Source organism: Burkholderia sp. AU45274, from assembly GCF_030482505.1.
Classification (GTDB): domain Bacteria; phylum Pseudomonadota; class Gammaproteobacteria; order Burkholderiales; family Burkholderiaceae; genus Burkholderia.
Genome location: NZ_JAUJQE010000013.1, coordinates 52,028 through 71,091 on the forward strand (window position 1 = coordinate 52,028; position 19,064 = coordinate 71,091).

The window sequence follows — 19,064 nt, forward strand, 5'->3', positions numbered from 1 at the left end:
GTGCATGGCCGTCGCGAGCGGATGCTGGCCGTTAGGCCGACTGTCGGCCGCACGCGCCGATTTGCAGAATCAGGTCTCGGAAACGCGGCATGGGCCGCGACGATTTCGGGAGGCTGGGATGGCGGGACGATGGCGAGCGCGGTTTGCGCAGGGTGGGCAACGGTCGACGGGAATCGACGTCGGTGCGGACGAGGTGAGGGTGGCCGTGCTGAGCCGGCGCGGCCGGGGCGCGGAGGTGTGCGTCGAGGGGCTGGAGCGGGAGCCGGTCGGGTTGGCGGGCGGGCCGGAGGATGCGCGCTGGGCGGCGGTTGCGCGTGCGCTGGCCGCCGCCGTGTCGAGGCTGTCGGCGGCCGGGGTGCGGTGCGACGCGCGCGGCGTGATGGCGTTGCACGATGACGAGATGCGTACCGCAACGCTCGATCTGGCCGGGCGGGCCGACGTCGAGGACGCCGCGCGGCAGGCGGCTGAGCGCATCTCGGGGCTGGCGCCGGACAGTCTCGCGTTCGACTGGCGGCAGGAGGGCGGCGCGGGAGCCGGCGAGATCGAGATTGCCGTGGTCCCGCTGGCGCTGCTCGAACGCCGGATCGACGTGGCCGCCCAGGCCGGTGTCGACCTGACGGTGGTCGACGGCGAGTCGGCCGCGGCGCTGCGTGCGTTGCGCTATGCCGCGCAATTCGAACCCGACGCGCAGGCGGGCCCCTACGCGGCGCTCTGGTTTCATGACTCGGGCGTGCACGGCTGGCGAATCGACGGCCCGTTGGCCGTACCGGTGCTGACGCTGTCCGGCGCCGTGCCGGGGGCGTTTTCCGATGCATTGCGCCAGCGCGCGCTCGGGGCCGTGTGTTGCGTACTCGTGGCTGGGGACGAGCGGTGTATCGCCCGCTTCGACACATCCATCGCCGAGATTGGCGACGTGCTCGGCGCGGTTGCGGTGTCGTTCGACTGCACCGGCTGGAGTGGGCAACCGTGTCCGGCCGCCGGCATGCCGGGCGGCCCGGCATGGGCTGTCGCATTCGGGCTGGCCTTGCGCGGGGTGTGGGAATGACGGCCCGTCGTGCGGAGCCGGGCGGCTTCAACCTGCTGCCGTACCGCGAGCGGCTGGCGCAGGCGTTGCGACGTCGCCGGGCGGCGCAGTGCGGTGCGGCGATTCTGCTCGGTGTGCTCGGCGCCGGCCTGTGGACGGGCGCCGCCACCGGGGCGCGGTGGCGCGTGGATGCCGAGCGCGCGAGTGTGGAGGCGCGGCTGCGGCAGTTGCAGCCGCAGGTGGGGGCCGCGACACGCGCTGCCAAGGCTGCGGCCGTTGCCGCGCAACGCGACGCGCAGGCGGCCGCGCTCGCCGCGCCTTATCGGCACGTCGCAGGGCTGCTGGCCACACTGGCACAGATGCGCGACGGCACCGTCCGGCTCGACGCGCTGCGCACGACGTCGGCCGGTGCCGTGATCGATGCGCGCGCCGCGAGCTACCGGGCGGCCGCGCGATGGCTCGCGGGGATGGCACGCGAGCAACGTGGCTGGCGGATCGATATCGATGCGTTGAAGCCTGCTTCCGGTGCTCCGGTCGTGACAGGCGGGATGCCGTTCCGGTTCTCGGTCCAGCTGCGCTGGCACGACAAGATGGCATCCCGGAATGCATCGGGAGGTGGCGCATGACGGCGGTGCTCGCGCATCGGTCCGCACTGCGCAGCGACGGATGGCGAGGCGGCATGCGGCGTGTGTCGCCGGCGGCTGCGCACATCGCAGGCTGCGGGCTCGCATTCGCGGCCGTGCTGGCGGGCGGCATTCATCTGGCGAATGCCGCCGACTGGAGCGGGCTTGCACATAGCCGCGCGTTGCTCGCCGCGGCGCAGACGCGGGAGGCCGATGCGCGGCGTGTCCTGGCTGCCGCTGCACGGCAACGCGGCGTGCAGCCGGCGGCGGCACACGGCGATCGCTCGCCGGGTACGCCGGAATGGGCTGCGTTGATGCTGGAACTGGCGGATCGCGCCGCGTCGAGCGGGCTGCGCGACGTATCGATCGAACCGTTGCGCGCCGATGGCGCAGTGCCGGACGGCAGGCGCACGGTGCGCATCGTCGCGGAGGGCCACTTTCACGCGTTGCTGCAGATGGTCGGCGGGCTGGCCCGCTTCCCGGTGCTGGCAGTGCCGTCCGCGCTGCGTGTCGAACGGGGAAAGGAGGCCGCGCGCGTGGAAATGTCCGTCGACGTGTTTCCGGCGTTGCCGGCGCCAACGTCCACGGGCGGGGAGACGTCGGTTCTGGCCGGCGCACCCGGCGCCGATCCGTTCGGCGAGGCCGGTTCGTCCGAAGCGCAGGGGGCGGCTGTCCGCCTGGCCGGCACGATTCGCGACGGTCATGCAGGTCTCGCGCTGTTCGACGATGGTGACGGCGCGTTCACGGCCGTGGTTCCCGGCGACACCCTCGGGGCCGCGCGGGTGGTGCGAATCGATCCCGTCGCCGTGACACTCGCAACGGCGGACGGCGCGTACCGGGTCACGCTGGACGACGGGAGGCGGCCATGATCAAGCACGGATGCCGGGTGCTCGCCGTTTGGGCCGGATTGACCGCGGCCAGTGCAAGCGCGTCATTGCCGCCGCTGCCGGCCGTCTGGCCTGCCGCATCGTTGGATACGCAGGTGCCGGGCCTGCCGTTGCCACAAGGCGGGGTGGACGGTGCGGATCACACCGTATCGACGGAGGTCGGCCCGCCGCCGTTCGATCAGGCGGCGCGCGCGGCGCTTCAGGCTGAGGCCGCCACCCCGGCACCCGGGCTGGAAGGGCCGCCGATCCCGTTGGCGCCGCCGGCCCGGATGGGCGACGTTGCGGCCCGGCAACCGGGCGATGCGGACGACACGCGGCGGATCTCGCTGAATCTGCAGGGCGCAGGGCTCGCGGCTGCGTTCGACGCGTTCGCGCGGTTCACGGGGCTCAATATCGTCGTCAGCGAGCAGGTGCGCGGCACCGTCACGTTACGTCTGAATAATGTCCCTTGGCGCGATGCCTTCGACACGCTACTCGACACACACGGGCTCGCGATGACCCGGCGGGGCAACGTGATCTGGGTCACGCCGGCGGTCGAACTGGCCGCCCGCGAACGAGAGCGCTTCGAAATGCACGCGCGGGCCGCCGATCTGGAGCCGCTTGCGAGCCGGACGTTCGCGCTGCACTACCCGCGCGCGCAGGACGTGCAGCGACTGCTGGCCGGCGCGACCGGCCAGCGCCTGCTGTCGAAGCGTGGCGCAGCGGCGGCCGATCCGCGCACGAACCTGCTGTTCGTCACCGATCTCGCGCCGCGTCTCGACCAGGTCGCGAGCCTGATCGAGGCGATCGACCGGCCGTCGCGGCAGGTCCGGATCGAGGCCCGCATCGTCGAGGGCGAGCAGGGTTTTTCGCGCAATCTCGGCGCACGCGTCGCGCTGCGGGCGCAGGAGCGGCCGCCGTCGGGCGAGAGTGCCACGTTTGCGACCGGTGCCCGCAATGCGCTCGACCTGGCTGCACGGCCGCTCGGCGGCTTCGAAGCGGCAACCGCCGGCTTCACGCTGTTCGCCGCGCCGCTCAGCCGTGTGCTCGACGTCGAACTGAGCGCGCTCGAGGCACAGGGGCGGGGCCAGATCGTTTCGAGCCCGCGCGTGGTGACCGCCGATCGCGTCAAGGCCATCGTCGAACAGGGGTCGGAGTTGCCGTACCAGGCGAAGGTCGGCAACGGCGTGAGCGGCGTGCAGTTCCGCCGGGCCACGCTCAAGCTCGAGGTCGAGCCGCAAATCACGCCGGACGGGCGCGTGGTGCTCGACCTGGACGTGACGAAGGACAGCATCGGCGAGCCGACGGCGGCCGGCCCGGCGATTCACACGAAACACGTCCAGACGCGCGTCGAGGTCGAGAACGGCGGGACGGTCGCGATCGGCGGGATCTATGAACAACTGAACCGGAACGATGTGACGCGCGTGCCGCTCTTGGGCAAAATACCGTTTCTGGGCGCGCTTTTCCGGCACCGCGCGCAACGCGATCAGCGTAACGAACTGGTCGTCTTCATCACGCCGACCGTCGTCGATGCGCGCTGCAATGCGCGCGGCGCGGTCAGCGCGGATGCCGAGAAAACGGGGCCGGAAGCCGCCGGCGCAGGCTCGACAAGGCAGCCGCTTTGCCAGTAAGCTGCGCCACACACCAGCAAGATTGAAGCAGAGGAAGCCGTTGCAAGCGCGGGACCCACATGCAAACGTATTTTTCGTCGGCCTTATGGGAGCGGGTAAGACCACCGTGGGCCGTGCGGTCGCGCGTCGTCTCGACAGGACGTTCTTCGACTCCGACCACGAAATCGAGGCCCGCACGGGCGCGCGCATTCCGGTGATCTTCGAGATGGAGGGCGAGGCCGGGTTTCGCGATCGCGAAACGCAGGTGATCGCCGATCTCACGCAGCGCGAGAACATCGTGCTCGCGACGGGCGGCGGCGCGGTGCTGCGCCCGGAAAACCGCGACTGCCTGAAAAACCACGGCATCGTCGTCTACCTGCGCGCCAATCCGCACGATCTGTGGCTGCGCACGCGCAAGGACAAGAACCGCCCGCTGCTGCAGACCGAAGATCCGAAGGGGCGTCTCGAAGCGCTGTACGAGGTACGCGACCCGCTGTACCGCGAATGCGCGGATTTCGTCATCGAGACCGGCCGTCCGTCGGTCAACGGTCTCGTCAACATGGTGCTGATGCAACTCGAACTGGCCGGCGTCATCGCCAAGCCGCTACAAGCATGATTACTGTCAACGTCGACCTGGGCGAGCGCGCCTATCCGATTCACATTGGCGCCGGCCTGATCGGCCGGGCCGAGCTGTTCGCGCCTCATATCAAGGGCTCGTCCGTCACGATCGTCACGAACACGACGGTCGATCCGCTCTATGGCGACGCACTGCGTGCGGCGCTGGCGCCGCTCGGCAAGCGCGTGTCGACGGTCGTGCTGCCGGACGGCGAGGCGTACAAGAACTGGGAAACGCTGAACCTGATCTTCGACGGCCTGCTGACCGACCGCGCGGACCGCAAGACGACGCTCGTCGCGCTCGGCGGCGGCGTGATCGGCGACATGACGGGCTTCGCGGCCGCATGCTACATGCGCGGCGTGCCGTTCATCCAGGTGCCGACGACGCTGCTGTCGCAAGTCGATTCGTCGGTCGGCGGCAAGACGGGCATCAACCACCCGCTCGGCAAGAACATGATCGGCGCGTTCTACCAGCCGCAGGCCGTGATCGCGGACATCGGCGCGCTGACGACCCTGCCCGACCGCGAACTGGCGGCCGGCGTCGCCGAGATCATCAAGACCGGCGCGATCGCCGATGCGGAATTCTTCGACTGGATCGAGGCGAACGTCGACGCGCTGAACCGTCGCGACCCGGCTGCGCTCGCGCATGCGGTGAAGCGCTCGTGCGAGATCAAGGCGAGCGTGGTGGCGGCCGACGAACGCGAAGGCGGCCTGCGCGCGATCCTGAATTTCGGCCACACGTTCGGCCATGCGATCGAGGCCGGGCTCGGCTACGGCGAGTGGCTGCACGGTGAGGCGGTCGGTTGCGGGATGGTGATGGCGGGTGACCTGTCGGTGCGGCTCGGCCTGCTCGACGAAGCGTCGCGGCAGCGCCTCGATGCGGTGATCGCGGCCGCGCACCTGCCGACCCGCGGGCCCGCGCTCGGCGATGCGCGCTACATGGACCTGATGCGCGTCGACAAGAAGGCGGAGGCCGGCGCGATCAAGTTCATCCTGCTGAAGCGATTCGGCGATACGCTGATCACGCAGGCGCCGGACGAAGCCGTGTTCGCCACACTGGCGCAGACCACCCGCTAACGGCGGCCCGGATGCCCCGGCGCCCCTGACATGGAGGAGACGTGAGCGAGACATCCAGCAGCACACTGCCCGAAGCCGGCCACGCGTCTGCTGCGCCGGTGGCCGAGCCGCCGACGCTGGCGGCGCTGGAAGCCCATCTCGCTCCGTATGCCGCACACGCGTCGCAGTCGCGCGGCCGCCGCCATCCGGAAGCACCGCCGGCGGCGCGCACCGAATTCCAGCGCGACCGCGACCGCATCGTCCATTCGACCGCATTTCGCCGGCTCGAATACAAGACGCAGGTCTTCGTCAATCACGAAGGCGACCTGTTCCGCACCCGTCTCACGCACAGTCTCGAAGTCGCGCAGATCGCGCGCTCGGTCGCGCGCAACCTGCGCCTGAACGAGGATCTCGTCGAGGCGATCTCGCTCGCGCACGACCTCGGCCATACGCCGTTCGGCCATGCCGGGCAGGACGCGCTGAATGCCTGCATGCGCGAGCATGGCGGCTTCGAGCACAACCTGCAGAGCCTCGCGGTCGTCGACGAGCTCGAGGAGCACTACGGCGCGTTCGACGGGCTGAACCTGTGCTTCGAGACGCGCGAAGGCATTCTGAAGCACTGCTCGCGCGAGAATGCGCGCAAGCTCGGCGCGCTCGGCGAGCGCTTCCTGCAGGGCCGCCAGCCGTCGCTCGAAGCGCAGCTCGCCAACATCGCGGACGAGATCGCGTACAACAACCACGACGTCGACGACGGCCTGCGTTCCGGCCTGATCACGATCGAGCAGCTCGCGGAAGTCGAGCTGTGGCAGCGCCACTACGAGGCGGCGCTCGCCGAATTCCCGCACCTCGAGGGCCGTCGTCTCGTGCACGAGACGGTGCGCCGCATCATCAACACGCTGATCGTCGACCTGATCGACGAGACGACGCGCAATCTCGCGCGTGTCGCACCCGCATCGCTCGACGACGTGCGCGCCGCGCCGCCGCTCGTGTCGCACAGCGAAACGGTCGCCGCCCAGGCGGCCGCCCTCAAGCGTTTCCTCTTCAAGAACCTCTATCGCCACTACAAGGTGATGCGCATGGCGAGCAAGGCGCAGCGCGTCGTCACCGGCCTGTTCGATGCGTTCATCGACGATCCGCGCCTGCTGCCGCCGCCATACCAGTCCGACGATACCGCGCAGCAGCCGCGCCTCGTCGCGCACTACATCGCCGGCATGACCGACCGCTTCGCGCTGAAGGAGTATCAGCGCCTGTTCGTCATCGGCGACAACTGACTGTCACAAACGATCACTAGACTTCGCCGGTTCAATGGCGACGGGAATGTTGCACACGCTGTTGGTAACGTTTTCATAGGAGAGAGGTCGATGAAGAAGAAGCCTGCGGGGACACTGGTTCGTTCGATCGCGCTCGGCGGCGCGCTGATGTTCGGGGTACAGCACGTGGCGCTCGCCGCGACGGAAATCCAGTTCTGGCATGCGATGGAGGCCGCGCTCGGCGAGCGGGTCAATGCGATCGCCGACCAGTTCAATGCGTCGCAGAGCGACTACAAGATCGTGCCGGTCTTCAAGGGCACCTACGACCAGGCGCTCGCGGCCGGCATCGCCGCCTATCGCAGCGGCAACGCGCCGGCGATCCTCCAGGTCTACGAAGTCGGCACGGCCACGATGATGCAGGCGAAGAAGGCCGTCGTGCCCGTCTACGACGTGTTCAAGCAGGCCGGCGTGCCGCTCGACGAAAAGGCGTTCGTGCCGACCATCGCGAGCTACTACAGCGACGCGAAGACGGGCCATCTCGTCTCGATGCCGTTCAACAGCTCGACGCCGGTGCTGTACTACAACAAGGACGCGTTCAAGAAGGCCGGCCTCGACCCGAACCAGCCGCCGAAGACGTGGGCCGACGTGCAGGCCGATGCCGAGAAGCTGCGCAAGTCGGGGATGGCGTGCGGCTTCACGACCGGCTGGCAGGGCTGGATCCAGCTCGAGAACTACAGCGCGTGGCACGGGCTGCCGTTCGCGAGCCGCAACAACGGCTTCGACGGTACCGACGCGGCGCTCGAATTCAACAAGCCGCAGCAGATTGCGCACATCTCGTTCCTGCAGCAGATGGCGAAGGACGGCACGTTCACGTACGCGGGGCGCAAGGATGAGGCGTCGGCGAAGTTCTACAGCGGCGACTGCGGGATCCTGACGACGTCGTCGGGCGCGCTCGCGAACGTGCAGAAGTTCGCGAAGTTCAGCTACGGCACGGGCATGATGCCGTACGACGCGAACGTGAAGGGCGCTCCGCAGAACGCGATCATCGGCGGCGCGAGCCTGTGGGTGCTGGCGGGCAAGGATCCGGCGACCTACAAGGGCGTCGCGAAATTCCTCGCATACCTGGCCTCGCCGGCGGTCGCCGCGAAGTGGCACCAGGACACGGGCTACCTGCCCGTGACGACCGCCGCGTACGACCTCACGCGCCAGCAGGGCTTCTACACGAAGAACCCGAGCGCCGAAACCGCGATCAAGCAGATGCTGAACAAGCCGCCGCTGCCGTACACGAAGGGGCTGCGCCTGGGCAACATGCCGCAGATCCGCACGGTGGTCGACGAGGAGTTCGAACAGGTCTGGGCGCAGAAGAAGTCGCCGAAGGACGCGCTCGATTCGGCCGCGTCGCGCGGCGACGAACTGCTGCGCCGCTTTGAGAAGTCGGGCGGCTGAGCCCGCATCGCACCGTGCCGACGGCCGCGTCGCATCCAGTGCGGATGCGCGCGCCGGCCGGCGGCACGCCCCCTTTCCGTTGCGCCTGACCGGATCTCCGCGATGCAATCCCGTTCCCGTTTCGGTACGAGCCTGCTGCCGTACCTGCTGATCGCGCCGCAGCTCGCGATCACCGCCGTGTTCTTCCTGTGGCCGGCCGGCGTCGCGCTATGGCAGTCGACGCAGATGCAGGATGCGTTCGGCACGTCGAGCGAATTCGTCGGCCTCGCGAACTTCACGCACCTGTTCGCCGATCCGCTGTATCTCGATTCGTTCCGCACGACGCTCGTGTTCAGCTCGCTCGTCACGGTGAGCGGGCTCGTCGTGTCGCTGGTCCTCGCCGCGTGCGCCGATCGCGTGATCCGCGGCGCGCGCGTGTACCGCACGCTGCTGATCTGGCCGTACGCGGTCGCCCCGACCATCGCCGCCGTGCTGTGGGCGTTCCTGTTCAACCCGAGCATCGGCCTGATCACCTATGCGCTCGCGAAGAGCGGCATCGTGTGGAACCACGCGCTGAACGGCGGCCAGGCGATGTTCCTCGTCGTGCTCGCGTCGGTGTGGAAACAGGTGAGCTACAACTTCCTGTTCTTCTACGCGGGCCTGCAGGCGATCCCGCGCTCGCTGATCGAGGCGGCCGCGATCGACGGCGCCGGGCCGGTGCGGCGCTTCTTCAACATCGTGCTGCCGCTGCTGTCGCCCACCAGCTTCTTCCTGCTGGTCGTGAACCTCGTCTACGCGTTCTTCGACACGTTCCCGGTGATCGACGCGGCCACCGGCGGCGGCCCGGCGCAGAGCACGAAGACGCTGATCTACAAGATCTTCGCGGAGGGCTTCCAGGGGCTCGACATCGGCAGCTCGGGCGCGCAGTCGGTCGTGCTGATGCTCATCGTCGTCGGGCTCACGGTGATCCAGTTCCGCTTCGTCGAACGCAGGGTGCAATACGCATGATCGAAAATCGCAAGGGCTTCGACCTGTTCTGCCACGCGGTGCTGATCGCGGGTGTGGTGCTGATCGTGTTTCCTGTCTACGTCGCGTTCTGCGCGGCGACGATGAACGCGCAGGAAGTGTTCACGGTGCCGCTGTCGCTCGTGCCGAGCACGCACCTGTTCGAGAACGTCGCGTACATCTGGGGGCACGGCAGCGGCGGCACGACCGCGCCGTTCGGCCGCCTGCTCGTGAACAGCTTCGCGATGGCGCTCGGCATCGCGGTGGGCAAGATCGCGGTGTCGATCCTGTCCGCGTACGCGATCGTCTATTTCCGCTTCCCGTTCCGCAACACGGCGTTCTGGCTGATCTTCGTCACGCTGATGCTGCCGGTGGAAGTGCGGATCTTCCCGACCGTGCAGGTCGTGTCGACGCTGCACCTGACGAACACCTACGCGGGGCTCACGCTGCCGCTGATCGCGTCGGCAACCGCGACGTTCCTGTTCCGCCAGTTCTTCATGACGCTGCCCGACGAGTTGATGGACGCCGCGCGCATCGACGGCGCGGGGCCGCTGCGGTTCTTCTGGGACGTCGTGCTGCCGCTGTCGAAGACGAGCATCGCGGCGCTGTTCGTGATCACGTTCATCTACGGCTGGAACCAGTATCTGTGGCCGATCCTGATCACGACGGAGGCCTCGCTGTCGACGGCGGTGGTGGGCATCAAGACGATGATCGCGAGCGGCGACGCCGCGACCGAATGGCAATACGTGATGGCGGCGACGCTGCTGGGAATGATCCCGCCGCTCGTCGTCGTGCTGGCGATGCAGCGCTGGTTCGTGCGCGGCCTCGTCGATTCCGAGAAATGAATGACGGACGGCAACCGGGAGAAAGACCAAGAATGGCTGCGCTGAGCTTGAAGGGCGTCAGGAAATCCTACGACGGCAAGCAGCACGTGCTGCACGGCATCGACGTGGAGATCGCCGACGGCGAATTCATCGTGCTGGTCGGCCCGTCGGGCTGCGGCAAGTCGACGTTGCTGCGGATGATCGCGGGGCTCGAGACGGTGACGGACGGCGAGATCGCGATCGGCGAGCGTGTCGTCAACGCGCTGGAGCCGAAGGATCGCGACATCGCGATGGTGTTCCAGAACTATGCGCTGTACCCGCACATGACGGTCGCGCAGAACATGGGCTACGGGCTGAAGATCCGCGGGATCGAGCGCGCGACGATCGATTCGCGGGTGGCGGCTGCCGCGAAGATCCTCGAACTCGAGCCGCTGCTCGCGCGGCGGCCGCGCGAGCTGTCGGGCGGCCAGCGGCAGCGTGTCGCGATGGGGCGCGCGATCGTGCGCGAGCCGTCGGTGTTCCTGTTCGACGAGCCGTTGTCGAACCTCGACGCGAAGCTGCGCGTGCAGATGCGGCTCGAGATCCAGCGGCTGCATGCGCGGCTCGCGACGACGAGCGTCTACGTGACGCACGACCAGATCGAGGCGATGACGCTCGCGCAGCGCGTGATCGTGATGAACCGCGGCTTCGCGGAGCAGATCGGCGCGCCGGTCGACGTGTACGAGAAGCCGGCGACGGTGTTCGTCGCGGGCTTCATCGGCTCGCCGGCGATGAACCTGATGCACGGCCGGCTGTCGGACGACGGCGCGACGTTTACGGTCGCGGGCGGCGGCCCCGCGCTGCCGGTCGCGGGCGCGCCCGGCATCGGCGCGGCGATCGCCACCGGGCGCGACTGGGTGCTCGGCGTGCGTCCCGAACACATGACGCCGCAGCCGGGCGTCGCGCAGGCGACGCTGCCGGTCGACTCGTGCGAGCTGCTCGGCGCGGACAATCTCGCGCACGGCCGCTGGGGCAGTCACGACGTCGCGGTGCGCCTGCCGCACGCGGACCGTCCCGCGCGCGGCACGGCGCTGGCGGCCGCGCTGCCGGCGCACCGGCTGCATTTCTTCGATCCCGAGACCGGCAAGCGTGCCGGCTGACCCTGCTGACCTTGCCGAGAGACCGACGATGACGACCCGTACCGACTGGTGGCCTTATCCGCGCGTCGTCGCCCATCGCGGCGGCGGCACGCTCGCGCCGGAGAACACGCTCGCCGCGCTCGACGAGGGCGCGCGCCGTGGCCACCGGATGGTCGAGTTCGACGCGAAGCTGTCCGCCGACGACGTGACGTTCCTGCTGCACGACGACACGGTCGACCGCACGTCGAACGGACACGGTGCAGCGGCGGGCATGCGTTATGACGCGCTGGCCGCGCTCGACGCGGGCACGTGGCGCGACGCGCGCTTCGCGGGCGAGCGGATGCCGACGCTCGAGGCGGCGGCGGCGCGCTGCCTCGCCCACGGGCTGGCAGCGAATGTCGAGATCAAGCCGTGCCCGGGGCGCGAGATTGAGACCGGGCAGCGCGTGGCGGCCGACGCGGCCGTGTACTGGCGTGATGCCGCGGTTCCGCCGCTGCTGTCGTCGTTCTCGTTCGATGCGCTGCAACAGGCACGCGCGACGGCGCCTGCGCTGCCGCGCGGAATGCTCTACGAGTCCGTGCCGGACGACTGGCATGCGCAGGTCGTCGGTGCGCTCGGCTGCGTTTCGTTGCATGCAGACCACACACAGCTCGACGAACCGCTCGTGCGCGCGATCAAGGCGGCCGGGCTGCGCATCCTGGTTTACACGGTGAATGACCTCGAGCGGGCACGCGAACTCGCACGCTGGGGCGTCGACGCGGTCTGCACGGACCTGATCGACCTGATCGGCCCGGCAGCGCTGGACGACATCGCCATCCCCTGACGGGCGCGACAACGGCCGGCGAAACCGGTGTCAGGAACGTGCCTGATGCGAAAAAACGACGCCCCGACGGGATTCCCGCCGGGGCGTTTCGCATCGTGGAGACGTTACGTCACGAAAAATCCGCTACAAATTGCAGCAGGATTAACCATTCCCCAAATATTCGACTACGCTTAGAAGCGGTAGCCGAGGTTCAGGTACGTGACGATCGGGTTCAGCGAGATCTTCGCTTTCGACGTTTCGGTCAGGGTGCCGACCGGCGTCCGGCGGGCCGTCGTGAAGGTCGCGGTCACGCTGACAGGGATATACGAGAGCGACAGCCCCGCGAACCAGTGCTTCGTGAAGTTGTACGTGAAGCCGGCGTTGAAGACGGGCGCCCACTGGTTGCTGGTCGTCGCGCTGGTCGGGCCGCCGAGCACGCCGTTCTCGAACGAGCCGTTGGTGATCTTCGCGCCGGTGAACCAGACATACGTCGCGCCGACACCGACATACGGACGGAACTTCGCATTGGCGTCGTTGAAGTGGTAGCGCAGCAAGACGGCGGGGCTCCACTGGTACGCGCGGCCGAGTACGCCGAATCTATCGAACTGACCCTTGCCGGTAATGTCGAACTTCGGCGGTATCCCCATCACGAGCTCGGTGGAGATATGGTCGGTGACGAAGTAGCCCGCCGCGAGCCCCAGCGTGTCGGCGTCGTTGATGCCCGCGCCGGTGTTGGGAATGGATTGGTTGATGGGCGTGCCGCCTACGCGGTAGACGAACAGCGGGTCGCTGCTGTCCTGCGGCGCAAGGTGCAGCCAGCCGGTGCTGACGTAGAAATCACCTGCAGATTGTGCGTGTGCCGTACCGCCCGCGAATGCGAGCGCTGCGGCCCCCGTAATGGCCAGTTTTCGTTTCATTGTGTCTCCTCCGATCAAAGGCGTGCTCATTATGACGACTGCGTTTAAAACCAAACAAGCTCGTAAGTTAGAGTTTTCTCCCTAGGTTTCGTACGACCGTACGCTTTCGCGCCCAGCGGGGACAGGCATTCTACGCAGGTGCGCATTTTCGGACCCCCGGGTATTTCCTAACGCGTTCAAACGGACATTCAGCATGGCACGGTTAGCACGACTCTACGTTCCCGACCAGCCGCAGCACGTGATACTGCGCGGCCTGGATCAGCAACCCGCGTTCGTCGACGACCAGGACTACGAACTCTTCATCGATTGCCTGAAGGCCGCCGCGCGCGATCATCACCTGTCGGTGCACGCCTACGTGCTGCTGCCCCGCCAGGTGCAACTGCTCGTGACGCCGAGCGACGAGGCGAGCCTGCCGAAAGCGATGCAGGCCGTCGGTCGCCGCTACGTCGCGCATTTCAACCGGCGCTATTCGCGGCGCGGCACCCTGTGGGAAGGCCGCTATCGCGCGACCGTGATCGAAGGCGAGCGCTATTTCCTGCTCGCGAGCCGCGTGGTCGAGATGAGCCCGGTGCGCGCGCAGCTCGTCGCGACGCCCGAGGCCTATCGCTGGTCGAGCTACCGGCACCACGTCGGGCTCACCGTCGACAGCCTGATCACCGACCATCCGCTCTACTGGGCGCTCGGCAATACGCCGTTCGACCGCCAGCGCGCGTACAAGGAGCTGTGCGAGCAGCCGCTCGACGAGCGCCAGGCCGACCAGCTGCAGCAGGCGACGTTGAAGGGCTGGGTGCTCGGCGGCGAGAATTATCGCGAGTGGGCGGCGCGTACCGCGAACCGGCGCGTGTCGCCGCTGCCACGCGGACGCCCCAGAAAGGTGCGTGAAAACACGCCGCCGATCCAGCAGTAACGCAGGAATGGCGGTTCAGGAGGCGGCGCTGCGGGCGCCGCTTCTTTTTGCACCAAAATGATGCAGCCCCAATAAAACGGCACCAGATCGAGGCATCCATTTTATTGGGGCTCGATCAAGCGGTTTTTGTTGCTATTCCTTTGATTCGTCGCGTATATTCCGAATTCCGGTGGCCCGGGCGAAGCATGCCCATCCACGGTCGGCCGCGCCGTCTCCCGTCGGGAGCGGGATCGACGGCAACAAGAAAATGGTTCAACGGCCTCCAGGCCCCCTTTACGACGGTGTCCCCATGAACGACCACCAGCAGCCGCTCGCCGCGGTGCCCGCCGCACAAGGTCTGTATGACCCGCAAAACGAACACGACGCCTGTGGCGTCGGCTTCGTCGCTCACATCAAGGGCAAGAAGAGCCACGAGATCATTCAGCAGGGCCTGAAGATTCTCGAGAACCTCGATCACCGTGGCGCGGTCGGCGCTGATCCGCTGATGGGCGACGGCGCGGGCATCCTGATCCAGATTCCGGACGCGTTCTATCGCGAGGAAATGGCGAAGCAGGGCGTGAACCTGCCGCCGGCGGGTGAATATGGGGTCGGCATGATCTTCCTGCCGAAGGAAAACGCATCACGTCTCGCGTGCGAGCAGGAGCTCGAGCGGACGGTGAAGGCGGAAGGCCAGGTCGTGCTCGGCTGGCGCGACGTGCCGGTCGACCATGCGATGCCGATTTCGCCGACGGTCAAGGCGAGCGAGCCGCTGATCCGCCAGATCTTCATCGGCCGCGGCAAGGACATCATGGTGACGGACGCGCTCGAGCGGAAGCTGTACGTGATCCGCAAGACGGCGAGCCACCGCATCCAGGCGCTGAAGCTCAAGCACGGCAAGGAATACTTCGTGCCGTCGATGTCGGCGCGCACGATCGTCTACAAGGGGCTGCTGCTCGCGGGCCAGGTCGGCGTGTATTACCGCGACCTGCAGGACGCGCGTGTCGTGTCGGCGCTCGCGCTCGTGCACCAGCGCTTCTCGACCAACACGTTCCCGGCGTGGGAGCTGGCTCACCCGTACCGGATGATCGCGCACAACGGCGAGATCAACACCGTGAAGGGCAACGTGAACTGGCTGAACGCGCGTACCGGCGCGATCGCATCGCACGTGCTCGCCGACGATCTGCCGAAGCTGTGGCCGCTGATCTACCCGGGCCAGTCGGATACCGCGTCGTTCGACAACTGTCTCGAGCTGCTGGTGATGGCCGGCTACCCGCTCGTGCACGCGGTGATGATGATGATCCCGGAAGCGTGGGAACAGCACACGCTGATGGACGAGAACCGCCGCGCGTTCTACGAATACCACGCCGCGATGATGGAGCCGTGGGACGGCCCGGCCGCGATCGCGTTCACCGACGGCCGCCAGATCGGCGCGACGCTCGACCGTAACGGCCTGCGTCCGGCGCGCTACATCGTCACCGACGACGACCTCGTCATCATGGCGTCGGAAGCCGGCACGCTGCCGATCCCCGAATCGAAGATCGTCAAGAAGTGGCGCCTGCAGCCGGGCAAGATGTTCCTGATCGACATGGAACACGGCCGCATCATCGACGACAAGGAACTGAAGGACAACCTCGCGAACGCGAAGCCGTACAAGAGCTGGATCGACGCCGTGCGCATCAAGCTCGACGAGATCGAGCCGAAGGCCGAGGAAGTCGCGGCCGGCCGCACGCAGGGCGCCGCGCTGCTCGACCGCCAGCAGGCTTTCGGCTATACGCAGGAGGACCTGAAGTTCCTGATGGCGCCGATGGCGCAGCAGGGTGAGGAAGCCGTCGGTTCGATGGGCAACGACTCGCCGCTCGCGGTGATGTCGAACAAGAACAAGACGCTCTATCACTACTTCAAGCAGCTGTTCGCGCAGGTCACGAACCCGCCGATCGACCCGATCCGCGAGAACATGGTCATGTCGCTCGTGTCGTTCATCGGCCCGAAGCCGAACCTGCTCGACACCAACAACATCAACCCGCCGATGCGTCTCGAAGTGTCGCAGCCGGTGCTCGACTTCAAGGACATCGCGAAGATCCGCGCGATCGACCAGTACACCGGCGGCAAGTTCAGCGCGTACGAACTGAACATCTGCTACCCGGTCGCGTGGGGCAAGGAAGGCATCGAGGCGCGCCTCGCGTCGCTGTGCGCGGAAGCCGTCGACGCGGTGAAGTCGGGCTACAACATGCTGATCGTGTCGGACCGCAAGACGGACGCCGAGCATGTCGCGATTCCGGCGCTGCTCGCCACGTCGGCGATCCACTCGCACCTCGTCCAGCAGGGGCTGCGCACGAGCACGGGCCTCGTCGTCGAGACCGGCTCCGCACGTGAGACGCACCACTTCGCGCTGCTCGCGGGCTACGGCGCGGAAGCCGTGCACCCGTACCTCGCGATGGAAACGCTCGCGAAGATGGCCGAAGGGCTGCCGGGCGACCTGTCGCCGGAGAAGGCCGTCTACAACTTCACGAAGGCAGTCGGCAAGGGCCTGCAGAAGGTGATGTCGAAGATGGGCATCTCGACGTACATGTCGTACACGGGCGCGCAGATCTTCGAAGCGCTCGGCCTGTCGAGCGACCTCGTCGAGAAGTACTTCAAGGGCACGGCGTCGAAGGTCGGCGGTATCGGCCTGTTCGAAGTCGCGGAAGAGGCGATCCGCCTGCATCGCGACGCGTTCGGCGACAGCCCGGTCCTGCGTGACATGCTCGACGCGGGCGGCGAGTACGCGTACCGCGTGCGTGGCGAAGACCACATGTGGACGCCGGATTCGATCGCGAAGCTGCAGCACGCGACGCGCAGCAACTCGTACCAGACGTACAAGGAATACGCGCACCTGATCAACGACCAGACCAAGCGTCACATGACGTTCCGCGGCCTGTTCGAGTTCAAGGTCGAGCCGACCAAGGCGATCCCGATCGACGATGTCGAACCGGCGAAGGACATCGTCAAGCGCTTCGCGACGGGCGCGATGTCGCTCGGTTCGATCAGCACCGAAGCGCACGCAACGCTTGCGATCGCGATGAACCGGATCGGCGGCAAGTCGAACACCGGCGAAGGCGGCGAGGACGAGAAGCGTTACCGCAACGAACTGCGCGGCATTCCGATCAAGTCGGGCGAGACGCTGAAGTCGGTGATCGGCGATGAAATCGTCAGCGACATTCCGCTGAAGGATGGCGATTCGCTGCGCTCGAAGATCAAGCAGGTCGCGTCGGGCCGCTTCGGCGTCACCGCCGAGTACCTCGCGTCGGCCGACCAGATCCAGATCAAGATGGCGCAGGGCGCGAAGCCGGGCGAAGGCGGCCAGCTGCCGGGCCACAAGGTGTCCGAATACATCGGCAAGCTGCGTTACTCGGTGCCGGGTGTCGGCCTGATCTCGCCGCCGCCGCACCACGACATCTACTCGATCGAGGATCTGGCGCAGCTGATCCACGACCTGAAGAACGTGAACCCGAGCGCGAGCATCTCCGTGAAGCTCGTGTCGGAAGTGGGCGTCGGCACGGTCGCGGCCGGTGTCGCGAAGGCGAAGGCCGATCACGTTGTGATCGCCGGCCATGACGGCGGCACGGGTGCGTCGCCGCTGTCGTCGGTCAAGCATGCGGGCACGCCGTGGGAACTCGGCCTGGCCGAAACGCAGCAGACGCTGGTGCTGAACCGCCTGCGCGGCCGCATTCGCGTGCAGGCCGACGGCCAGATGAAGACGGGCCGCGACGTCGTGATCGGCGCGCTGCTCGGCGCGGACGAATTCGGCTTCGCGACGGCGCCGCTCGTCGTCGAAGGCTGCATCATGATGCGCAAGTGCCACCTGAACACGTGCCCGGTCGGCGTCGCGACGCAGGATCCGGTGCTGCGTGCGAAGTTCAAGGGCCAGCCCGAGCACGTCGTGAACTACTTCTTCTTCGTCGCCGAGGAAGTGCGCGAGATCATGGCGCAGCTCGGCGTCGCGAAGTTCGACGACCTGATCGGCCGCGCCGACCTGCTCGACACCCGCAAGGGCATCGAGCACTGGAAGGCGAAGGGCCTCGACTTCTCGCGCGTGTTCTACCAGCCGGAAGAATGCGAGGACGTCGCGCCGCGTCACGTCGACGTGCAGGATCACGGCCTCGAGCGTGCGCTCGACCACGTGCTGATCGAGAAGGCGAAGGCCGCGATCGAGAACGGCGAGCATGTGTCGTTCATCCAGCCGGTGCGCAACGTGAACCGGACGGTCGGCGCGATGCTGTCGGGTGTGATCGCGAAGAAGCACGGCCACGACGGCCTGGCCGACGACGCGGTGCACATCCAGCTGAAGGGCACGGCCGGCCAGAGCTTCGGCGCGTTCCTCGCGAAGGGCGTGACGCTCGACCTCGTCGGCGACGGCAACGACTACGTCGGCAAGGGCCTGTCGGGCGGCCGGATCATCATCCGCCCGACCAACGACTTCCGCGGCAAGTCCGAGGAAAACATCATCTGCGGCAACACGGTGATGTACGGCGCGATCGAAGGCGAATCGTTCTTCCGCGGCGTGGCGGGCGAGCGCTTCTGCGTGCGCAACTCGGGTGCGACGGCAGTCGTCGAAGGCACGGGCGACCACGGTTGCGAATACATGACGGGCGGCACGGTCGTCGTGCTCGGCGAGACCGGGCGCAACTTCGCGGCCGGCATGTCGGGCGGTCTCGCGTACATCTACGATCCGGAAGGCACGTTCGCGGCGAAGTGCAACAAGTCGATGGTCGCGCTCGAGCCGGTGCTGCAGCAGGCCGAGCAGGAGCGCACGGTCGACCGCGCGCTCTGGCACGAAGGCACGACGGACGAAGCGCTGCTCAAGGGGCTCGTCGAGCGTCATTTCCAGTTCACGGGTTCGCCGCGCGCGAAGTCGCTGCTGGAAAACTGGGACGCGGCGCGCCGCCAGTTCGTGAAGGTGTTCCCGCACGAATACAAGCGCGCGCTGGGCGAGATCGGTGCGAAGAAGGCGGCGAAGGAAGAACTGGCCGCCTGAACGACGAACGACATAGCGAATGCCGCGCG

Annotated in this window: 15 protein-coding genes; 14 read left to right on the forward strand and 1 reads right to left on the reverse strand. The window is 67.5% G+C overall.

Going from position 1 to position 19,064, the window contains the following annotated elements; translation table 11 throughout:
- The first annotated feature begins 118 nt into the window (after positions 1-118).
- From QZM35_RS32440 to ugpQ, 12 genes are all read left to right on the forward strand, one after another.
- Complete coding sequence (locus tag QZM35_RS32440) at positions 119-1,045, forward strand: competence protein ComA (protein WP_301777534.1); 927 nt, start codon at positions 119-121, stop codon at positions 1,043-1,045.
- The gene (locus QZM35_RS32445; RefSeq protein WP_089424310.1) at positions 1,042-1,650 is read left to right on the forward strand and encodes a fimbrial protein; all 609 of its coding nucleotides are present in this window, start codon (positions 1,042-1,044) and stop codon (positions 1,648-1,650) included. The genes QZM35_RS32440 and QZM35_RS32445 overlap by 4 nt, the downstream gene beginning before the upstream one ends.
- On the forward strand, positions 1,647-2,516 hold the full coding sequence (locus QZM35_RS32450) for a pilus assembly protein (RefSeq protein ID WP_174975185.1): 870 nt from the start codon (positions 1,647-1,649) through the stop codon (positions 2,514-2,516). The genes QZM35_RS32445 and QZM35_RS32450 overlap by 4 nt, the downstream gene beginning before the upstream one ends.
- A complete protein-coding gene (locus tag QZM35_RS32455; protein WP_301777483.1) occupies positions 2,513-4,144 on the forward strand; it encodes a type IV pilus secretin PilQ in 1,632 nt (543 codons plus the stop codon). The genes QZM35_RS32450 and QZM35_RS32455 overlap by 4 nt, the downstream gene beginning before the upstream one ends.
- 40 nt (positions 4,145-4,184) lie before the next feature.
- Positions 4,185-4,739: a shikimate kinase gene (locus QZM35_RS32460; RefSeq protein WP_089424313.1), complete on the forward strand. Its 555-nt coding sequence runs from the start codon at positions 4,185-4,187 to the stop codon at positions 4,737-4,739.
- Positions 4,736-5,815, forward strand: a complete 1,080-nt coding sequence (gene aroB / locus QZM35_RS32465; RefSeq protein WP_089424314.1) for a 3-dehydroquinate synthase — start codon at positions 4,736-4,738, stop codon at positions 5,813-5,815. Before QZM35_RS32460 ends, aroB begins: the two co-directional genes overlap by 4 nt.
- 65 nt (positions 5,816-5,880) lie before the next feature.
- Positions 5,881-7,065 carry a deoxyguanosinetriphosphate triphosphohydrolase gene (locus QZM35_RS32470; RefSeq protein ID WP_241025923.1) on the forward strand — a complete coding sequence of 395 codons (1,185 nt, stop codon included), beginning with the start codon at positions 5,881-5,883 and terminating at the stop codon, positions 7,063-7,065.
- 90 nt (positions 7,066-7,155) lie between these two features.
- On the forward strand, positions 7,156-8,490 hold the full coding sequence (gene ugpB / locus QZM35_RS32475; protein ID WP_301777484.1) for a sn-glycerol-3-phosphate ABC transporter substrate-binding protein UgpB: 1,335 nt from the start codon (positions 7,156-7,158) through the stop codon (positions 8,488-8,490).
- A gap of 102 nt (positions 8,491-8,592) precedes the next feature.
- Positions 8,593-9,477 (forward strand): sn-glycerol-3-phosphate ABC transporter permease UgpA, encoded by an 885-nt coding sequence (gene ugpA, locus QZM35_RS32480; protein ID WP_301777485.1) that lies wholly within the window; start codon positions 8,593-8,595, stop codon positions 9,475-9,477.
- A complete protein-coding gene (gene ugpE, locus QZM35_RS32485; protein ID WP_039366729.1) occupies positions 9,474-10,319 on the forward strand; it encodes a sn-glycerol-3-phosphate ABC transporter permease UgpE in 846 nt (281 codons plus the stop codon). The genes ugpA and ugpE overlap by 4 nt, the downstream gene beginning before the upstream one ends.
- A gap of 32 nt (positions 10,320-10,351) precedes the next feature.
- On the forward strand, positions 10,352-11,437 hold the full coding sequence (locus QZM35_RS32490) for a sn-glycerol-3-phosphate import ATP-binding protein UgpC (RefSeq protein WP_301777486.1): 1,086 nt from the start codon (positions 10,352-10,354) through the stop codon (positions 11,435-11,437).
- Between the two features lie 28 nt (positions 11,438-11,465).
- On the forward strand, positions 11,466-12,239 hold the full coding sequence (gene ugpQ, locus QZM35_RS32495) for a glycerophosphodiester phosphodiesterase (protein ID WP_301777487.1): 774 nt from the start codon (positions 11,466-11,468) through the stop codon (positions 12,237-12,239).
- A 170-nt stretch (positions 12,240-12,409) separates the two neighbouring features.
- Here the strand turns inward: ugpQ and QZM35_RS32500 are convergent, their stop codons facing one another.
- Positions 12,410-13,135 carry an OmpW family protein gene (locus QZM35_RS32500; protein WP_089424320.1) on the reverse strand — a complete coding sequence of 242 codons (726 nt, stop codon included), beginning with the start codon at positions 13,133-13,135 and terminating at the stop codon, positions 12,410-12,412.
- Positions 13,136-13,328: 193 nt separating this feature from the next.
- On the opposite strand from QZM35_RS32500, the gene QZM35_RS32505 reads away from it, so the two are divergent.
- Both QZM35_RS32505 and QZM35_RS32510 read left to right on the forward strand, forming a co-directional pair.
- Positions 13,329-14,042, forward strand: coding sequence for a transposase (locus QZM35_RS32505; RefSeq protein WP_006477151.1), 714 nt, complete (start codon positions 13,329-13,331; stop codon positions 14,040-14,042).
- 289 nt (positions 14,043-14,331) lie between these two features.
- Positions 14,332-19,035, forward strand: coding sequence for a glutamate synthase-related protein (locus tag QZM35_RS32510; protein WP_089424321.1), 4,704 nt, complete (start codon positions 14,332-14,334; stop codon positions 19,033-19,035).
- Positions 19,036-19,064: the final 29 nt, after the last annotated feature.